Source organism: Streptomyces prunicolor NBRC 13075 (assembly GCF_000367365.1).
Taxonomy (GTDB): Bacteria; Actinomycetota; Actinomycetes; order Streptomycetales; family Streptomycetaceae; genus Streptomyces; species Streptomyces prunicolor.
The window spans coordinates 377287-393396 of record NZ_BARF01000025.1 but is presented as its reverse complement, the minus strand read 5'-3'; the positions used below and the strand labels follow the sequence as shown (position 1 = coordinate 393396).

The following is a 16110-nucleotide window of genomic DNA, read 5'->3' as shown; positions in this document are numbered from 1 at the left end:
CGGCACCCTTCGTATCGGCGATTCCCCCCAGGGCAGAATGCTGATCCCTTGCCCTCACGTCCAACGCTTTTACTCTGAGGGGGTGAGCAACCAAGCGCCGAACCAAGCCCGCGTGATTCCGCTGCGCCCGCACGAACCGGCCCCTCACCGGGCGGAGCCGCAGGTGCCCGGGCCCAAGGAACCCCTGTGGCGTGACCTGGTCGGTGACGTCCTGCGGCAGGAACGCCTCGCTCAGGAGCGCACCTTGAAGGACGTGGCCGACGCCGCCCGGATCTCCATGCCGTATCTCTCGGAGGTGGAGCGGGGCCGCAAGGAGGCCTCCTCGGAGGTCCTCGCGGCCGCCGCCCACGCCCTCGGTCTCGACCTCGGCGACCTGCTGTCGCTGGCGGGGGACGAACTCGGCCGGCACCGCAACAGGCGTCAGGGCAGGGTCACTTCGCCGTACAACGGACAGCTCAGCCTGGTCGCCGCCTGACGGCGCTGCTCAGAGCGGGCCGAGGCGTCGGCCGACCACCTCGTCGGCCAGGCCGTACGCCACGGCCTCCTGCGCGGTGAACACCTTGTCGCGGTCCATGTCGGCGCGCAGCGTGGCGATGTCGTGGTGGGTGTGCCGGGACAGCACCTCCTCCACCTGGGAGCGGATCCGCACCATCTCCTTCGCCTGGAGGGCGAGATCGGAGACCATGCCGCGCTGCCCGCCGCTCGCCGGCTGGCCGAGCAGCACCCGCGCGTGCTCCAGGACGGACCGCCGTCCGGGGTCCCCGCCGGCCAGCAGTACGGCCGCCGTCGAGGCCGCCTGACCGACGCAGAACGTCGAGATCGGGGACTGGACGTACGTCATCGTGTCGTAGATCGCCATCAGTGAAGTGAACGATCCGCCGGGCGAGTTGATGTAGATCGCGATCTCGCTCTCCGGCGACGACGACTCCAGATGGAGGAGTTGCGCGATGACGACGTTGGCGACGCCGTCGTCGATGTCGGTGCCGAGGAAGATGATGCGCTCGGACAGCAGCCGGCTGAACACGTCGTAGGAACGCTCCCCGTTCGGGGTCCGCTCGACGACGTTCGGAATCGTGTACGTCCCCATGTCAGAGCCCCATCCGTCGCTTCGAGGCGGCCGGGCGCACGTCGTCCAGGGAGGCGACGACCCGGTCCACCATGCCGTACTCCTTGGCCTGTTCCGCCGTGAACCAGCGGTCGCGGTCGCCGTCGCGGCGGATGGTCTCCTCGCTCTGGCCGGTGTGCTGGGCGGTGAGGCGCTCGATGGTCTTCTTCGTGTGGTCCAGGTTCTCCGCCTGGATCTCGATGTCGGCGGTGGTGCCGCCGATGCCCGCCGACGGCTGGTGCATCATGACCCGGGCGTGGGGGACCGCGTAGCGCTTGCCGTGGGTGCCGACGCTGAGCAGGAACTGGCCCATGCTCGCCGCGAACCCCATCGTCAGCGTCGAGACGTCGTTCGGGATCAGCTGCATCGTGTCGTAGATGGCTAGGCCCGCCGTCACCGAGCCGCCCGGGCTGTTGATGTACAGGCTGATGTCCGTGCGCGGGTCCTCCGCGGACAGGAGCAGCAACTGGGCGCAGATCCGGTTCGCGGAGACCTCGTCGACCTGGGTGCCGAGGAAGACGATCCGCTGTCCGAGCAGTTGGGCGGCGAGGTGGTCGTCGAAGCGGGAGGACGGGGTGTCGCCCTCCTCCGCGCGTGGCATGAGGGCCGGTGCGAAACCGGCCGTGAGTGGAGACATGGGCACTCCTTGTCGAGGGCGTCGAAGGTGTTGTGACCTGTCTCCACTGTCGGCCGACAACGCCCCGGCCTGGGGATTTCTCGGCCCTCAGCAGATTCGCCATGAGCAGACCGATCAGCTGACGCCCTTCTCGCGCAACTGCCGGAAGAAGGCCCGTACGTCCTCGGCCAGCAGGTCCGGTTCCTCCATCGCGGCGAAGTGGCCGCCCCGGTCGAGCCTGGTCCAGCGGACGATGTTCTCGGTGCGCTCGGCCTTGTGGTGGAGCGGGATCTGGATCTCGGCCGGGAAGACGGCGAGCGCGGTGGGGGTGGTCGAGGGGAGGGTGGGCGCGGCGGCCCGGGCGCCGGTGGCGTGGGCCCGCTCGTAGTAGATGCGGGCGGCCGAACCGGCGGTCCCCGTCAGCCAGTACAGCATCACGTTGGTGAGCAGCCGGTCCCGGTCCACGGCCTCCTCGGGCAGCTCCTCCGAGTCCGTCCACTCCCTGAACTTCTCGACGATCCAGGCGAGTTGGCCGACCGGCGAGTCCGTGAGGCCGTACGCCAGGGTCTGTGGGCGGGTGGCGTGGAGGACGGCGTACCCGGTGCCCTCGCGCGACCAGGCGGTCCAGCGGCGCCAGGACTCCAGGGCGTCCGCCCGCTCCTGGGGGGCGAGTTGGGCCAGTTCCTCGGCGGTGGGCTCGGTCTGTGCCTGCGCACCCGGCAACAGGTTGAGATGGACGCCGATGACCCGGTCGGGGTGGGCGCGGCCCAGCTCGCGGGAGATCGCCGAGCCCCAGTCGCCGCCCTGCGCGCCGAACCGCTCGTAGCCGAGCCGGTGCATCAACTCGGCCCAGGCGTCCGCGATCCGGCCCGCCTCCCAGCCGGTGTCGGCCGGCGGCCCGGACAGTCCGAAGCCGGGGATGCCGGGTACGACCACGTGGAAGGCGTCGGCGGGGTCGCCGCCGTGGGCCGCCGGGTCGGTCAACAGGCCCACGATGTCCACGAATTCGACGATCGAGCCCGGCCAGCCGTGCGTGAGGATCAGCGGGGTGGCGTCCGGCTCCGGGGAGCGGATGTGCGCGAAGTGCACGTTCGACCCGTCGATGGTGGTCGTGAACTGCGGCCACGCGTTCAGCTCCGCCTCGGCCGCACGCCAGTCGTACGTGTGCCGCCAGTACCGGACCAGCTCCCGCAGATACCCGGCCGGTACGCCGTACGCCCAGCCGGTGCCGGGGAGCTCGTCGGGCCAGCGGGTGCGGTCGAGGCGGGTGTGGAGGTCGTCGAGGTCGGACTGGGGGATGTCGATGCGGAAGGGGTGGACGCGGTCTGGGTGGGAGGACGTCATGGAATCCGAGACTAGTTCCGGGTGGCGGATCGACCACTCGGATTACTCGGCCGTCGGACCGATGAGTTTCGCGGCCCGTCCCGGTCGATACAGATGACCGTGTTCGATGCCCCCGGAGCCCATGGAGGAGCTCATGACCACCGACGCACCCACCGACGGATTCACCACGTGTCTCTGGTTCGACGGCCAGGCCGAGGAAGCCGCCCACCACTACGTGTCGATCTTCAAGAACTCCAGCATCGGCCGCGTCAGCCACTACGGCGAGGGCGCCCCGCAGCCGGCGGGCTCGGTGCTCACCGTGGAGTTCACGGCCTTCGGCCAGAAGTTCGTCGGGCTGAACGGCGGCCCGGAGTTCAAGTTCACCGAGGCGGTCTCCTTCCAGATCCCGTGCGAGGACCAGGAGGACATCGACTACTACTGGACCAAGCTCACCGACGGCGGCGAGCCCGGCCCGTGCGGCTGGCTCAAGGACAAGTTCGGCGTGTCCTGGCAGGTCGTCCCCACCCGGCTGATCGAGATGATCACCGACCCGGACCCGGCGAAGGTCGCCCGCGCCACCGAGTCCTTCATGGCGATGGGCAAATTCGACCTCGCCGCGCTGGAGAAGGCCTTCGCGGGGGAGTGACGGCAGGACCGGACGGGGTGGCCGGGATCAGCTCTCGCTGTCGAGCAGCAGCGCGTGCAACTCGGCCGCCCGCCGGGCCAGTTGCTCCGCCTGGCCGGCCTCGGCGCGGGTGCGCGGCCGGGGCAGCGTGATGTCGAGGACCGTACGGATCCGGCCGGGCCGGGGAGTGAGGACGACCACCCGATCGGCGAGCATGACCGCCTCGTCCACGGAGTGCGTGACGAGGACGACGGTGGACGGATGCTCGCGGTGCGTCCGCTGCAACTCGGCGCACAACTCGTCCCGGGTGAGCGCGTCGAGCGCGGAGAACGGCTCGTCCATCAGCAGCACCCGGGGCCGCTGCATGAGCGACCGGCACAGCGCCACCCGCTGCTGCATCCCGCCGGACAGCTCGTGCGGCAGGCGGCGCTGGAAGCCGTCGAGGCCCATCGTCCCGATCAGCTCCAGCGCCAGTTTCCGTGCGCCGTCGCTCCGCTCGCCGGAGATCTCCGCAGGCAGCAGCACATTGTCCAGCACCGACCGCCACGGCAGCAGCGCCGGGCGCTGGAAGAGGACGGCGCAGTCGGGGCGCGGCCCGGTGACGGCACGGCCGCCCACCAGTACCTCGCCCCGCGTCGGCGGTACGAGCCCGGCGATCAGCCGCAGCAGCGTCGACTTCCCGCAACCGGAACGCCCGACGACCGCCACGAACTCACCGTCGTCCGCCTCCAGATCGATGCCGTGAAGCGCTTCGACGCAGCCCCGTCGATGCGCGAACTCCTTGGACACGCCCCGTAGTTGGATCACGCGTCGACTCCCGTCGGCCGCCGTGCGCGGAGTACCGAAAATCGCTCTGCTGGATTGTGACACGCGCGCGTACGCTTTCTCGGATCGCGACCCCGGCGATAACGCCCCACCAAGTGCCGCCGTCCCCTCACCCATTCCCCCTCCGGGGAGGTCGCATGATCCGCTCGTACCGTACGACCGCGGTGTTCTGCGCGACGCTCACGCTACTGGCCGCCGCGGCCTGTGACTCCAACTCGTCCCCGAAGAGCACGAGTTCGGCCGAGGACCACGTCACCTACGTCACCGCGTTCGGTGCGGCGGGGCGGGACGCCTTCGCCTGGGTGGCCGAGCAGAAGGGCTATTTCCGGGACGCCGGAATCGACGTACAGATCGAACTCGGAAAGGCCACCGGCGAGAATCTCAAGACCCTCGCCTCCGGAAAGGCACAGTTCACGAGTCTGGACTTCACGGGCGCGATGATTTCCGCGGGAGCCAAGAACTCCACGGCCTACCGCGACTTCCGCGCGGTGCTCGCCATCCACCAGCGCACGCTCGTCTCCATCATGGCGATGCAGGGCTCGGGCATCACCACCCCGAAGGACCTCAAGGGCAAGCGGATCGCGGCCGCCGCCAACTCCGTGAACCAACTGCTCTTCCCCGGCTACGCCAAGCTCGCCGGTGTCGACTCGGCCGGAATCCACTGGATCGCCGTCCAGCCCGTCCAGTTGGGCCCGGCGCTCGCCAGCGGAAAGGCCGACGCGCTCAGCACGTTCCTGATCGGCCGGCCCACCATCGAGAAGGCCACCGTGCAGGCCAGGTCGAAGCATGTCGTCGTGTTCCCCTACAGCACCTACCTGCCCGACCTGTACGGCAACGCGACCGTCACCACGGCTTCCATCGCCGCGAAGCAGCCGGACCTGGTCAAGCGCTTCCGCGCCGCTCTGCTCAAGGGACTGAAGTACACGATCCAACACCCCGATGAGGCAGGGAAGTTGCTGCACGCCAAGCACCCGGAGACGGACTCCACGGCCGCGGCCTCCGAGATCAAGCTGATGACGCAGTCCGTGACCGCCGAGGGCACGGAGAACATCGGCCTGATCACCCAGGACCGGATGCGGCGCGCCCTCACCAGCCTGCAGAACGCCGGGGTCATCGAGCCCGGGATGGCACCGCAGGACGTCGTCGACTTCGCCGCCATGAAGACGAGTTGACGGCCGTGGAGACCCCGCTCTCGTACGTCTTCGACAACGACCACCCGGAGGCCGCCGACCGGCACGGCCAACTCCCGGCGATCCTCGACGAGTTCACCGCCTCGCGGCTGTCGTCCCTGGGCGACCTGACCGGCCTGCGCTGTCTGGAGACCGGGGCCGGGGGCGGCAGCATCGCCGCGTGGCTCGCCCGCGCGACGGGACCGACGGGGCGAGTGCTGGCCACCGACGTCAACACCCGTCATCTGCCCCCGAGTCCGCCGTACGACGTGCTGGTGCACGACCTGGAGAACGAACCCGTGCCGGACGGCCCCTGGGACGTGATCCACGCCCGGCTGGTGCTGCTGCATCTGCCCGGGCGGGAGGCCGTGCTCCAAAGGCTCGCGGCGGCGCTCGCGCCCGGTGGCGCGCTGGTGGTGGAGGACTTCGAGACGACCTTCCGCAAGCTGGTGCTGGCGGCCCCCAGCCCGCAGGCCGCCCAACTGGTCGACCGCTACCACGAGTTGCTCGTCGAACGCGTCCTGCCCGCTCACGGCAACGACCCCACCTGGGCGGGCCGGGTGCCCGCCGCCATGCTGGAGGCGGGCCTGACCGACGTGGACACCGTCATCGAGGCCCGGTCCTGGCCGGGCGGCACCGCGGGCACGCTGCTGATCGGCGCGAACATCGCGCAGGCGCGGGAGGACTTCCTGGCCGCCGGCATGACCGAGGCCCAGCTGGACGAGCTGAGCCGACTGGTCACCGACCCCCGGCTCGTGCTGCGCGGCCACTTCACCTACTCGACCATCGGCCGCAGGCCCTCCGGGTGAGACGCGTCCTCGCGGCGGGACCGCCGGTCCTGGCGGCGGTGTGCGCGCTTGCCGGGTGGTGGCTGATCACCGTCGCCTTCGACATCCGGCCGTTCCTGCTGCCCTCGCCGCCCGACGTCGTCGACGCCTTCGACCGGCTGCCCGGCTATCTGCTCCGGCAGAGCTGGCAGACGTTCACCGAGACCGCCGTCGGCTTCGGGCTGGCGGTGGGCGCGGGGCTGGCGACCGCCGTGCTGCTCACCGCGTCCCGTGGCGTGGAGCGCGCGGTCATGCCGCTCCTGGTCGCCGTCAACGCCGTACCCAAGATCGCGGTGGCACCGCTCCTCGTGGTCTGGCTCGGCTTCGGGACCGCACCGAAGGTGTTCATGGTGGCGCTCCTCGCCTGGTTCCCCGTGGTCGTGTCGGCCATGGCCGGGCTGACCTCGGTCCCCCTGGAACTGACCGAGCTGGCCCACTCCCTCACCGCGTCCCGCTGGCAGACCTACCGAAAACTCCGCATCCCCTGGGCCCTGCCCCAGGTCTTCGTCGGCCTGCGCCTCGGCGTCACCCTGGCCGTCGTCGGCGCGGTCGTCGGCGAGTTCGCGGGCGGCGACCAGGGCCTCGGCTACGTCATCGTGGCCTCCGGCGGCAACGCCGACACCCCGCTCGCCTTCGCCGCCATGGCCCTGCTCAGCGCCATGAGCGTGCTGCTCTTCTACGTCGTCGTCCTCGCGGAGCGGGCGCTGCTGCCCTGGGCCCGCGAGACCACCGGCTGAGCGACCGCCCTCGCGGCGGACGCGACCCCTGCGCGCCTTCTCCGGGTAACCAGTGCGTTTCGGACGTTAATTTCCGCCGCCAAAGGGTTGGCGGGAAACCATCCCCTGGTTATCGTTCACCAACTTCACTCAATCGTTCCGCTGAACGAATAGCTGAACGAATAGCGACAAGGACGGTCGGTACATGTCCGACATCCACCACCCGGGCCGCCGGTCGGTGCTCGCCGCGGGCGTCGCCTCGGCCGCCGCGCTCGGCGGGTCCTGGCTGCTGACCGGTTGTTCCGGGGCGGAGGCCGCCCCCGTCCTGCCGGCCGCCGCCGCGAAGGGCGCCCCCGACCGCGGCGGCACCCTGCGCATCGCCCGGCCGCCCGCCTCCGACGCCGAGACCCTCGACCCGGCCAGCTCGCTGTCCGCGTACGAGTACCTGGGCGCCCTCTACAACCGGCTCGTCCGCGTCGCCGCGAACGGCGAGCTGGCCCCCGACCTCGCCGAGTCCTGGGAGACCGACGCCAAGGCCCGCACCTGGACCTTCCGCCTTCGCAAGGGCGTCGCCTTCCACAACGGCCGTGCCTTCACCTCCGCCGACGCCGCCTACACGCTGCGTCACATCCTCGACAAGGCGACGGCGTCCCCGCAGGCCGCGGTCCTCGCCCCGCTGATCGACCCGGAGAAGCTGGGCACGCCCGACGCCCACACCCTCGTCGTGCCGCTGAAGAGCCCGAACGCCGAGTTCCCGAGCCTGCTGACGCACTACAACTGCTACGTCATCCCCGACGGCAGCGCGAAGTCCATCGGCCGCACCGGCATCGGCACCGGCCCCTTCAAGCTGGAGTCGTTCGCACCGGCGGGCCCGGGCCGCGTCACCGCGTACAAGGACCACTTCGCGGGCCGCCCCGTCCTCGACGCGATCGCCTTCTACTCGGTCGCCGACATGTCGGCCCGCTCAAACGCCCTGCTGGCAGGGCAGGTTGACCTGCTCTCGCAGACCAATCTCGACTTCGCGACCGCCCGCGTGGTCGCCGCATCCGACCGCGCGACCATCGCCCGCGTGAAGAACGCCCAGTGGTACGTCCTCCCGATGCTCACCACCGAGAAGCCCTTCACCGACGTCCGTGTCCGCCAGGCGATGAAGCTCGCCTACGACCCCGAGCACGTGGTCAAGGTCGCCCTCCAGGGCGCGGGCACCCCCGGCTGGGACAACCCGGTACCGCCGAGCGACCCCGCGTACATCTCCGCGCACCCGAAGCACGACCCGGAGAAGGCCAAGTACCTGCTGAAGCAGGCGGGCCACGAGGGTCTGGCGATGGACCTCTACACCTCCTCCTACGACCCGCTGTTCACGCCGATGGCACTCGCCTACCAGGACTCGGCGAAGCGCGCCGGGATCCGGATCAAGGTCAAGACGGCCTCCGCGGACTCGTACTACACGCAGATCTGGATGAAGAAGCCGCTGATGGCCACCTACTGGTTCACCGGCCGGCCCGTCGACCAGCTCTTCACCCAGATCTTCCGCAGCGGCTCCTCCTACAACGAGACCGCCTGGTCCGACAAGCAGTTCGACGCGGTGCTCGACAAGGCCCGCGCCGAGATCGACGACACCAAGCGGCGCGAACTCTACGGCGAGGCGCAGACGTTGGTGATCGAGAGAGGCGGGGCGATGACCCCGATGTTCGCCGACCGGCTCGTCGGCATCTCCCGCAAGGTGCGCGGATACGCCGAGCACGGCTTCGAGTTCGACTACCTGGGCATCGGCCTGAAGGGAGCCTGACCATGCTCTCCTTCATAACCCGCCGTATCGCGGCGGCAGTTGGCACCCTCTTCCTCTCCTCCATCCTCGTCTTCCTCGCCGTCCAGGCGCTGCCCGGCGACGTCGCCACCCAGATCCTCGGCAAGGACGCGACCCCGGACGCGGTGGCGGCCCTGCGCGAGAAGCTGAAGCTCGACCGGCCGGCCTGGGAGCGGTACTGGGACTGGGTCTGGGGCGCCCTGCACGGCGACTTCGGCACCTCCCTCGTCTCCGGCAAGGCCGTCGGCGGCGAAGTGTCCATGTACCTCGGCAACTCCGCGCTGATCGCCGTCGTCACGGTCCTCTTCGCGGTCACCGGTTCTATCGTCCTCGGCATCCTCGCGGGCCTGTACCGCGACCGCTGGCCCGACCACGTCATCTCCACCGTCAGCCTCGTCGGCATGAGCGTCCCCGAGTTCGTCGTGGCCACCGTCCTCGTCCTGTGCTTCTCGGTCGCCCTCCCGTGGTTCCCCGCGGTCGTCCTCTACGGCCCCGACGCCAGCGTCTCCCAACTCCTGCCCGCCGTATGGCTTCCCGCCCTCGCGCTCGCCGTGGTGATGGCCGCGTACATCGTCCGGATGGCCCGCACTTCGGTCATCGACGTGATGGCCACGGAGTACGTCACCACCGCCCGCCTCAAGGGCCTGTCCACCTGGCGGGTCGTCACCCGACACGCCCTGCCCAGCGCCCTGTTGCCCACCCTGCACGTCATCGCGCTCAACGTCGCCTGGCTGGTCGGCGGGGTCGCGGTGGTCGAGAACGTCTTCAACTACCCGGGCATCGGCAAGCTGATGCTCTCCTCCGTGCAGAACCGCGACCTGCCCACCATCCAGGCCATCGCCCTCATCAGCGCGGTCGTCTACGTCGTCTGCAACCTCGCGGCAGACCTGGCCACCATGGCCCTGAACCCCAGGCTCCGCACCCGAGGGAGGACCCGATGACCACGCTCGACACCATCCCGCCGACCACCGTACGAGGCGCCCGCACCGCCCGCGCCTGGCGCACCCTGACCAGCTCCCGCACCGCCGTCATCGGCCTCGCGATCGTCGCCGTACACGTCCTGATCGCCCTGCTCGCCCCCCTCCTCACCTCCTACGACCCGATCGCCAACGACGCCGACCACGCCCTCCTCGGGTCGAGTTGGAGCCACTGGGCCGGCACCGACCAGTACGGCCGTGACGTCCTCACCCGCGTCCTCTACGGCGGCCGGTACGCGCTCGGTATCTCCGTCACCGCGACCCTGATCACCGTCGCCCTCGGCACGGTCATCGGATGCGCGGCGGCCCTGCGCGGCGGCTGGTTCGACGACGTACTGGGCCGGGTCCTGGACGCGATCCTGTCCATCCCCGCCGTCCTGGCCCTGCTCGTCGTCGTGACCGCCCTCGGCACCGGCCCGGCGGTCATCGTCCTCGCCGTCGCGATCGTCTACGTCCCGCAGGTCGTCCGTGTCGTCCGTGGCGCCGCCCTCGCGGTGGTCCCGGCCGACTACGTGACCGCGGCCCGCGCCCGCGGCGAGAGCACCTGGTCGATCCTGCGCCGGGAGATCCTGCCGAACATCACCGACGTGGTGTGCGTGGAGTTCGCGATGCGGGCCTCCTGGGTCGTGCTGCTGATCTCCTCGCTGTCCTTCCTCGGCTTCGGCGCCGACCCGCCAACTCCTGACTGGGGCCTGATGGTTGCCGAGAACCGCACCGCCATCACCGTGGTTCCGATGGCCAGCCTCGCCCCCATCATCGCCCTGGCCACCCTCGTGGTCGGGCTCAACCTCGCGGCCGACGGCCTGTCCAAGGCGTGGGGCGTCGACCGGATCAGGGAGGGCTCCTGATGGCCTCGATCGTGTCCGTCAACTCCCTTTCCGTGGCCTACCGTTCGGGCGGCCAGGACGTCCCCGTCGTGCACGAGGTGTCGCTGGACGTTGCCGAGGGCCAGACCCACGCTCTTGTCGGTGAGTCCGGCAGCGGCAAGTCGACCATCGCCGCGACCCTGCTCGGGCATCTGCGCCACGGCTCGCGGATCACCGGGGGCTCGGTCGAGGTGTCCGGAGCGGACGTCTTCGCCCTGCCCGCACGGGAGTTGCGACAGCTGCGCGGCGGAACGGTCGCCATGGTCGGGCAGAACGCCGGCCACGCCCTCACCCCCTCCATGCGCATCGGACGGCAGATCGCCGAGGCGGGCGGTGACGTCCCCGTCGTCGACCTCCTCGAACAGGTCCGGCTGCCACGCCCGGCGGAGTTGGCCCGCCGCTACCCGCACGAACTCTCCGGCGGCCAGCAGCAGCGGGTCGCCATCGCCATGGCCATCGCCGCCCGCCCCAAGGTCCTCGTCCTCGACGAGCCGACCACCGGCCTGGACGTCATCACCCAGCGCAGCGTCCTCGACCTGATCGCCGCCCTGAGCGACGAACTCGGCCTCGCCGCAGTGCTGGTGAGCCACGACCTCGGCGTCGTCGCGCACATGGCCGACGAGGTGACCGTCCTGCGGTCCGGGCGAGTGGTGGAGTCGGCGACCACGCGGCAGCTGTTCGCCCAGCCCCAGGACCCGTACACCAAGCGCCTGTTGGCGAGCGTGCCGCGCCTCGACGACACCGGGCTCGCGGTCGTCGGCGAGGCGGGGGAGCGGGAGGTCAGGCCCAGGTCGGAAGTCCCCGTCGACGCCCCCGTCGCCGTCTCCGCGCAGGACATCACCATCGACTACGGCAGCACCCGTGCCGTGCACGGCGTCTCCTTCGACGTCCGGCGCGGCGAAGTCCTCGCCCTGGTGGGCGAGTCGGGCAGCGGCAAGTCCACCCTCGCGTGGAGCCTGGCCGGACTGCGCACCCCGTCCGGCGGCACGATGAAACACGCGGACGGCGACCTGGCCCGCCCGGCACAGCAACGACCGCTGTCCCTGCGCCGCCGGGTACAGCTCGTCTTCCAGAACGCCGACACCTCGCTCAACCCCCGCCGCTCCGTGGGCGACGCGGTCCGCCACCCCCTGCGCTTCTTCGGCACGGCGGCCGACCGCCCGGAGGCGACCGAGCGGGCCCGCCAACTCATCGCCGACGTACGCCTCGACCCGGCCCTCGCCGACCGCCTGCCCGCGCAGCTCTCCGGCGGCCAGCGCCAACGCATAGGCATAGCAAGGGCGTTGGCGGGCGAGCCGGACGTCCTGATCGCCGACGAGATCACCACCGCCCTGGATGTATCGGTCCAGGCCGATGTGCTCCGGCTTCTCGACGACCTGCGCCGCGAACGCGACCTGGCCTGCCTGTTCATCAGCCACGACCTGGCCGTCGTACGGGGCATCGCGGACCGGGTCGTCGTCCTGCGCCACGGAGTCGTCGTCGAGGAGGGCCCGACGGAGACCGTCTTCGCCGACCCCCAACACCCCTACACCCGCCAGCTCATGGCCGCCGCCCTCGAACCCGACCCCGACGCGCAGCCCTACGTTGACGACACTGCCGACTGGGCCGACGCGGCGGACGGCGACGACATCTGGACCGAGCACGGCACCGACGGCCACCGTGTCCGACGCTGGCGCCCCCTCAACGCCCCTGTGGCAGAAGGAGCTTTGTGAAGTACCGCGAACAGTTCGAGCGCCAGGTCGTCCGTGAGGACGTCTGGATCCCCACCCGGGACGGAAGGACCCGGCTGCACGCCCGTGTCTGGCGGCCGGTCGACGCCGAGTCGGACCCGGTGCCCGCGCTGCTCGAATACCTCCCGTACCGCAAGAGCGACTGGACCGCGCCGCGCGACGCACAGCGCCACCCCTGGTACGCAGGACACGGTTACGCCTCCGTCCGCGTCGACATCCGGGGCCACGGCGACAGTGAGGGCCTGCCCGGCGACGAGTACGACGCGCAGGAACTCGCGGACGGCGTCGACGTCGTCAACTGGCTTGCCGCGCAGGCCTGGTGCACCGGCAAGGTCGGTATGTTCGGCATCTCCTGGGGCGGCTTCAACTCCCTCCAGATCGCCGCGCTCGCCCCGGAACCGCTCAAGGCGATCGTCACCGTCTGCTCGACCGACGACCGGTACGACAACGACGTCCACTACACGGGCGGCGCAGTCCTCGGCATCGACATGCTCGCCTGGGCGGGAACCATGCTGGCCTTCGCGTCCCGCCCGCCGGACCCGGCGAGCGTCGGTGCGGACCGCTGGGTGCCGATGTGGCGCGAGCGCCTCGACGCCCTCGAACCCTTCCTGCACACCTGGCTCGACCACCAACAGCGTGACGCCTACTGGAAGCACGGCAGCGTCTGCGAGGACTACACCGCGATCGACGCGGCCGTCCTCGCGGTCGGCGGCTGGAACGACCCGTACCGGGACGCCGTGTTGCGGCTCGTCGAGCACCTGCCCGAGGACCGCGTCCGGGGCATCGTCGGCCCCTGGTCGCACCAGTACCCCGACCGGGGCCTGCCGCCCGGCCCGGCGATCGGCTTCCTCCAGGAGACCCTGCGCTGGTGGGACCAGCACCTCAAGGGCATCGACACGGGAGCCATGGACGAGCCCCTGCTGCGGGCCTGGATCACCGACCCGGTCCCGCCGGCGACGTCGTACGACGTGCTGCCGGGACGTTGGGTGGGTGATGCCAAGTGGCCGAGCCAGAAGGTCAGTTGGGACTCGCGTCCGCTCGGTGCGAGCGCGGAACCCGTCCTCGTACGCTCCCCGCAGCACACCGGCCTCGACGCCGGCCGCTTCTTCCCCTTCGGCAACGCGAGCGACCTGCCGCCGGACCAGCGCGAGGAGGACGGCCGCTCGGTGTGCTTCGACTCCGAGCCGCTCACCGAACGCGTCGAGATCCTCGGCCGCCCGCGCGTCCGGCTCCGCCTCGACAGCGGCACCCCGCGCGCCCACGTCATCGCCCGCCTGTGCGACGTGGCGCCGGACGGCTCGTCCACGCTCGTCACGCGCGGCGTGCTCAACCTGCTGAGCAGACACGGCCGTGATCGGGCCGTCGAGTGGACACCGGGGACGTACGAGGACGTCGAGTTCGAGCTGACCGGCATCGGCTACGCCGTCCCGCCCGGCCACCGCATCCGCCTCGCCGTCTCCGACACGTACTGGCCGTGGGTGTGGCCGCACGGCGAGCGCGGCGAGTTGCGGATCGTCCCGGCCGAGAGCGCCGTAGAACTGCCCGTGCGGGAAGCCGGAGACGAGCCGCTGATCCGTTTCGAGGAGCCCGAACAGGCGACACCGCTCGATGTGACCTACGACCGGCCCGCCGAGCCGACTCCCGAGCGGCTCGTCACGCACGATGTCGCCAAGGGGGAGTGGACGCTGGAGGTCGACCCCAACTACGGGGGATCGCGGACGTATCCGGACGGGCTGCGCTACGAGGAGAGCGCGCGGGAGACGTACCGCATCCACGGCGACGACCCGCTGTCCGCGAACGCCGTGTCGGAGTGGCGGATCCGGTTGCGCCGCGGGGACGACTACGACGCTGAGATCATGGCGCGGACGGAGCTGTGCGCCACGGCCGCGGACTTCGTCATGGACAGCCGGGTCGAAGCACGGGCGAACGGAGAGACAGTGGCCGAGCGAGCATGGCACCGCACCACCCCGAGGACGTCGGGATGACGGCCGCCAAGCAGCCGGCCGCGAAGTCCCCGCGTCGCGCCGTCGCCGCCGCCGACCGCACCCGGCAGCCCACCGAGGTGCGCCGCCGGCTCATCGTCGAGGCGGCCGTCCCGTTGATAGCGGAACGCGGTTATGCCGCGGTCGGCGTCCGGGACGTGGCGGCGGCGGCCGGTGTCTCCGTCGGCACTGTCACGTACCACTTCGGCAGCGTGCAGGAGATCCTCTCCGAGGCGATGGTCCTCCATATCGAGCGCTACTACGCCGAGTTGAGCGAGGCTGCCGAGCAGGCGACGAGCGGGGCCGAGGCGCTGCGGCTGCTCGTCGACGCGCTGTTCACGGAGGACACCGACCGGCACTGGCGGATGTGGTTCGACTACTGGAACGCGGGCGAGCAGGGCACGGACGCGGCCTTCAGCGGCGGCCAGGCCCATCGCTACGAGACCTGGCACCAGCAGATCCGCGCACTGGCCCAACGGGGCGTCACCGACGGCGAGTTCGACGCCGATGACCTCGACGGCTTCACCGTCCGTTTCGCCGCCCTCGCCGACGGCCTCGCCCTGCAACGGCTGCGCCAGGCACCCCCGTTGAGCACCCAGGATGCCCGCCGGCACCTCAATCGGCTCATCGAGACGGAGTTGGGGTCTGAGCGCCGATCACCCGAGTGATCTCCCGGGCGATCCGCAGGATGCCGGGGGAGGGGACCGGGCACGGCCTCGGCGTCGAGGTCGTCGGCGCCAGGCAGAAGTGCAGGTAGTCCGTGTCGAGGTGCAGGGCCGTACGCCCGTTGCCCGGCTGGGTGCAGTAGTCGGGGTGGGCGCGTTCGTAGGCGGTGCAGGGGAGGTACTGGGTCCAGGTGTAGCGGGCTCCGGTACGGCTCACGGTCCGGCCGGCGTCGGCGACGATGTCCCCCGCTGACCTGGCCTCCGTCTCGTAGAGCGCGTTCACGGCCCGGACGCGCTCGGGGGTGATCGGGTCGGGTCCCTGCAACAGCCAGACGATCGTGGGCCGTTGAGCGCCCGCGGCGGTCGCGATCTGCGCGGTGAGCTTCTTGACGTCGGCCTTGTACCGCGCGAAGTACGCCTCCCGGTCGGCGTCGTAGGTGATCCCGTCCATGCAGGGTGTGTAGCCCCACGCGTTGCCCCAGAACTGGAGCACCACGTAGTCCGGGTGGAGTGAACGCACCAGCGCGGGTGCCTTGTCCGCGTCCGGGACCAGTGACCCCTCCTTGGTGCCCTCCAGGTAGTCGCACGGTGTGGTCCCCGAGTACGGGGCGCTCGTGTACGTCGCGTCCAACTCGCCGCGTAGTTCCCGCCCGAGCACTTTCTGGCTCTCCATCGCGAGGGAGTCACCGAGGTACAGAACCCGGGGCGCCGACTTCACCACCGGAGCACTGCTCGGCGAGACCGGCGCCTGTCGTTGTGTGGTGGTCGGCACGGACGGGGTGGGCGGCGCGACCTCGGGCCCGGACGACGGGTCCGTGCACGCGCCGAGCAGCACTCCGGCCAGCACCACACTCACGATCCACGGCTTCCGCATACG

Annotated in this window: 16 protein-coding genes; 11 read left to right on the top strand and 5 right to left on the bottom strand. The window is 70.7% G+C overall.

What is annotated here, in order from left to right:
• Positions 1-82 precede the first annotated feature (82 nt).
• A complete protein-coding gene (locus tag SPR02S_RS11555; RefSeq protein WP_026150433.1) occupies positions 83-475 on the top strand; it encodes a helix-turn-helix domain-containing protein in 393 nt (130 codons plus the stop codon).
• Positions 476-484: 9 nt separating this feature from the next.
• On the opposite strand, the gene SPR02S_RS11550 is transcribed toward SPR02S_RS11555, so the two are convergent.
• The 3 genes from SPR02S_RS11550 to SPR02S_RS11540 all read right to left on the bottom strand — a co-directional run bounded on the left by SPR02S_RS11550 (position 485) and on the right by SPR02S_RS11540 (position 3065).
• On the bottom strand, positions 485-1087 hold the full coding sequence (locus SPR02S_RS11550; RefSeq protein WP_019057118.1) for a ClpP family protease: 603 nt from the start codon (positions 1085-1087) through the stop codon (positions 485-487).
• A 1-nt stretch (position 1088) separates the two neighbouring features.
• Positions 1089-1742, bottom strand: a complete 654-nt coding sequence (locus SPR02S_RS11545; protein WP_019057117.1) for a ClpP family protease — start codon at positions 1740-1742, stop codon at positions 1089-1091.
• A gap of 114 nt (positions 1743-1856) precedes the next feature.
• Positions 1857-3065, bottom strand: coding sequence for an epoxide hydrolase family protein (locus tag SPR02S_RS11540; RefSeq protein WP_019057116.1), 1209 nt, complete (start codon positions 3063-3065; stop codon positions 1857-1859).
• A 121-nt stretch (positions 3066-3186) separates the two neighbouring features.
• On the opposite strand from SPR02S_RS11540, the gene SPR02S_RS11530 reads away from it, so the two are divergent.
• A complete protein-coding gene (locus SPR02S_RS11530; protein ID WP_019057115.1) occupies positions 3187-3690 on the top strand; it encodes a VOC family protein in 504 nt (167 codons plus the stop codon).
• A gap of 27 nt (positions 3691-3717) precedes the next feature.
• Here the strand turns inward: SPR02S_RS11530 and SPR02S_RS11525 are convergent, their stop codons facing one another.
• Positions 3718-4476 carry an ABC transporter ATP-binding protein gene (locus SPR02S_RS11525; protein ID WP_019057114.1) on the bottom strand — a complete coding sequence of 253 codons (759 nt, stop codon included), beginning with the start codon at positions 4474-4476 and terminating at the stop codon, positions 3718-3720.
• Positions 4477-4631: 155 nt separating this feature from the next.
• On the opposite strand from SPR02S_RS11525, the gene SPR02S_RS11520 reads away from it, so the two are divergent.
• From SPR02S_RS11520 to SPR02S_RS11480, 9 genes are all read left to right on the top strand, one after another.
• Positions 4632-5666, top strand: coding sequence for an ABC transporter substrate-binding protein (locus SPR02S_RS11520; RefSeq protein ID WP_019057113.1), 1035 nt, complete (start codon positions 4632-4634; stop codon positions 5664-5666).
• Between the two features lie 5 nt (positions 5667-5671).
• Positions 5672-6472 carry a class I SAM-dependent methyltransferase gene (locus tag SPR02S_RS11515; RefSeq protein ID WP_245607551.1) on the top strand — a complete coding sequence of 267 codons (801 nt, stop codon included), beginning with the start codon at positions 5672-5674 and terminating at the stop codon, positions 6470-6472.
• Positions 6469-7227, top strand: a complete 759-nt coding sequence (locus tag SPR02S_RS11510) for an ABC transporter permease (protein ID WP_019057111.1) — start codon at positions 6469-6471, stop codon at positions 7225-7227. Before SPR02S_RS11515 ends, SPR02S_RS11510 begins: the two co-directional genes overlap by 4 nt.
• A gap of 184 nt (positions 7228-7411) precedes the next feature.
• Positions 7412-8995: an ABC transporter substrate-binding protein gene (locus SPR02S_RS11505; RefSeq protein ID WP_019057110.1), complete on the top strand. Its 1584-nt coding sequence runs from the start codon at positions 7412-7414 to the stop codon at positions 8993-8995.
• 2 nt (positions 8996-8997) lie between these two features.
• The gene (locus SPR02S_RS11500; protein WP_019057109.1) at positions 8998-9954 is read left to right on the top strand and encodes an ABC transporter permease; all 957 of its coding nucleotides are present in this window, start codon (positions 8998-9000) and stop codon (positions 9952-9954) included.
• Complete coding sequence (locus SPR02S_RS11495) at positions 9951-10838, top strand: ABC transporter permease (protein ID WP_019057108.1); 888 nt, start codon at positions 9951-9953, stop codon at positions 10836-10838. The genes SPR02S_RS11500 and SPR02S_RS11495 overlap by 4 nt, the downstream gene beginning before the upstream one ends.
• Positions 10838-12568 carry a dipeptide ABC transporter ATP-binding protein gene (locus tag SPR02S_RS11490; protein ID WP_019057107.1) on the top strand — a complete coding sequence of 577 codons (1731 nt, stop codon included), beginning with the start codon at positions 10838-10840 and terminating at the stop codon, positions 12566-12568. Before SPR02S_RS11495 ends, SPR02S_RS11490 begins: the two co-directional genes overlap by 1 nt.
• Positions 12565-14571 carry a CocE/NonD family hydrolase gene (locus tag SPR02S_RS11485; protein ID WP_019057106.1) on the top strand — a complete coding sequence of 669 codons (2007 nt, stop codon included), beginning with the start codon at positions 12565-12567 and terminating at the stop codon, positions 14569-14571. Before SPR02S_RS11490 ends, SPR02S_RS11485 begins: the two co-directional genes overlap by 4 nt.
• Positions 14568-15236: a TetR/AcrR family transcriptional regulator gene (locus tag SPR02S_RS11480; protein WP_245607546.1), complete on the top strand. Its 669-nt coding sequence runs from the start codon at positions 14568-14570 to the stop codon at positions 15234-15236. The genes SPR02S_RS11485 and SPR02S_RS11480 overlap by 4 nt, the downstream gene beginning before the upstream one ends.
• On the opposite strand, the gene SPR02S_RS11475 is transcribed toward SPR02S_RS11480, so the two are convergent.
• Positions 15193-16107 carry an SGNH/GDSL hydrolase family protein gene (locus tag SPR02S_RS11475; protein WP_019057104.1) on the bottom strand — a complete coding sequence of 305 codons (915 nt, stop codon included), beginning with the start codon at positions 16105-16107 and terminating at the stop codon, positions 15193-15195. The genes SPR02S_RS11480 and SPR02S_RS11475 overlap by 44 nt on opposite strands.
• Positions 16108-16110: the final 3 nt, after the last annotated feature.

What these genes read in the sequence shown, in the direction of transcription:
- SPR02S_RS11550 (WP_019057118.1), bottom strand. Translation starts at nt 1,087, where the DNA reads ATGGGGACGTACACGATTCCGAACGTCGTCGAGCGGACCCCGAACGGG.
- SPR02S_RS11545 (WP_019057117.1), bottom strand. Translation starts at nt 1,742, where the DNA reads ATGTCTCCACTCACGGCCGGTTTCGCACCGGCCCTCATGCCACGCGCG.
- SPR02S_RS11540 (WP_019057116.1), bottom strand. Translation starts at nt 3,065, where the DNA reads ATGACGTCCTCCCACCCAGACCGCGTCCACCCCTTCCGCATCGACATC.
- SPR02S_RS11530 (WP_019057115.1), top strand. Translation starts at nt 3,187, where the DNA reads ATGGAGGAGCTCATGACCACCGACGCACCCACCGACGGATTCACCACG.
- SPR02S_RS11520 (WP_019057113.1), top strand. Translation starts at nt 4,632, where the DNA reads ATGATCCGCTCGTACCGTACGACCGCGGTGTTCTGCGCGACGCTCACG.
- SPR02S_RS11505 (WP_019057110.1), top strand. Translation starts at nt 7,412, where the DNA reads ATGTCCGACATCCACCACCCGGGCCGCCGGTCGGTGCTCGCCGCGGGC.
- SPR02S_RS11500 (WP_019057109.1), top strand. Translation starts at nt 8,998, where the DNA reads ATGCTCTCCTTCATAACCCGCCGTATCGCGGCGGCAGTTGGCACCCTC.
- SPR02S_RS11495 (WP_019057108.1), top strand. Translation starts at nt 9,951, where the DNA reads ATGACCACGCTCGACACCATCCCGCCGACCACCGTACGAGGCGCCCGC.
- SPR02S_RS11490 (WP_019057107.1), top strand. Translation starts at nt 10,838, where the DNA reads ATGGCCTCGATCGTGTCCGTCAACTCCCTTTCCGTGGCCTACCGTTCG.
- SPR02S_RS11480 (WP_245607546.1), top strand. Translation starts at nt 14,568, where the DNA reads ATGACGGCCGCCAAGCAGCCGGCCGCGAAGTCCCCGCGTCGCGCCGTC.
- SPR02S_RS11475 (WP_019057104.1), bottom strand. Translation starts at nt 16,107, where the DNA reads ATGCGGAAGCCGTGGATCGTGAGTGTGGTGCTGGCCGGAGTGCTGCTC.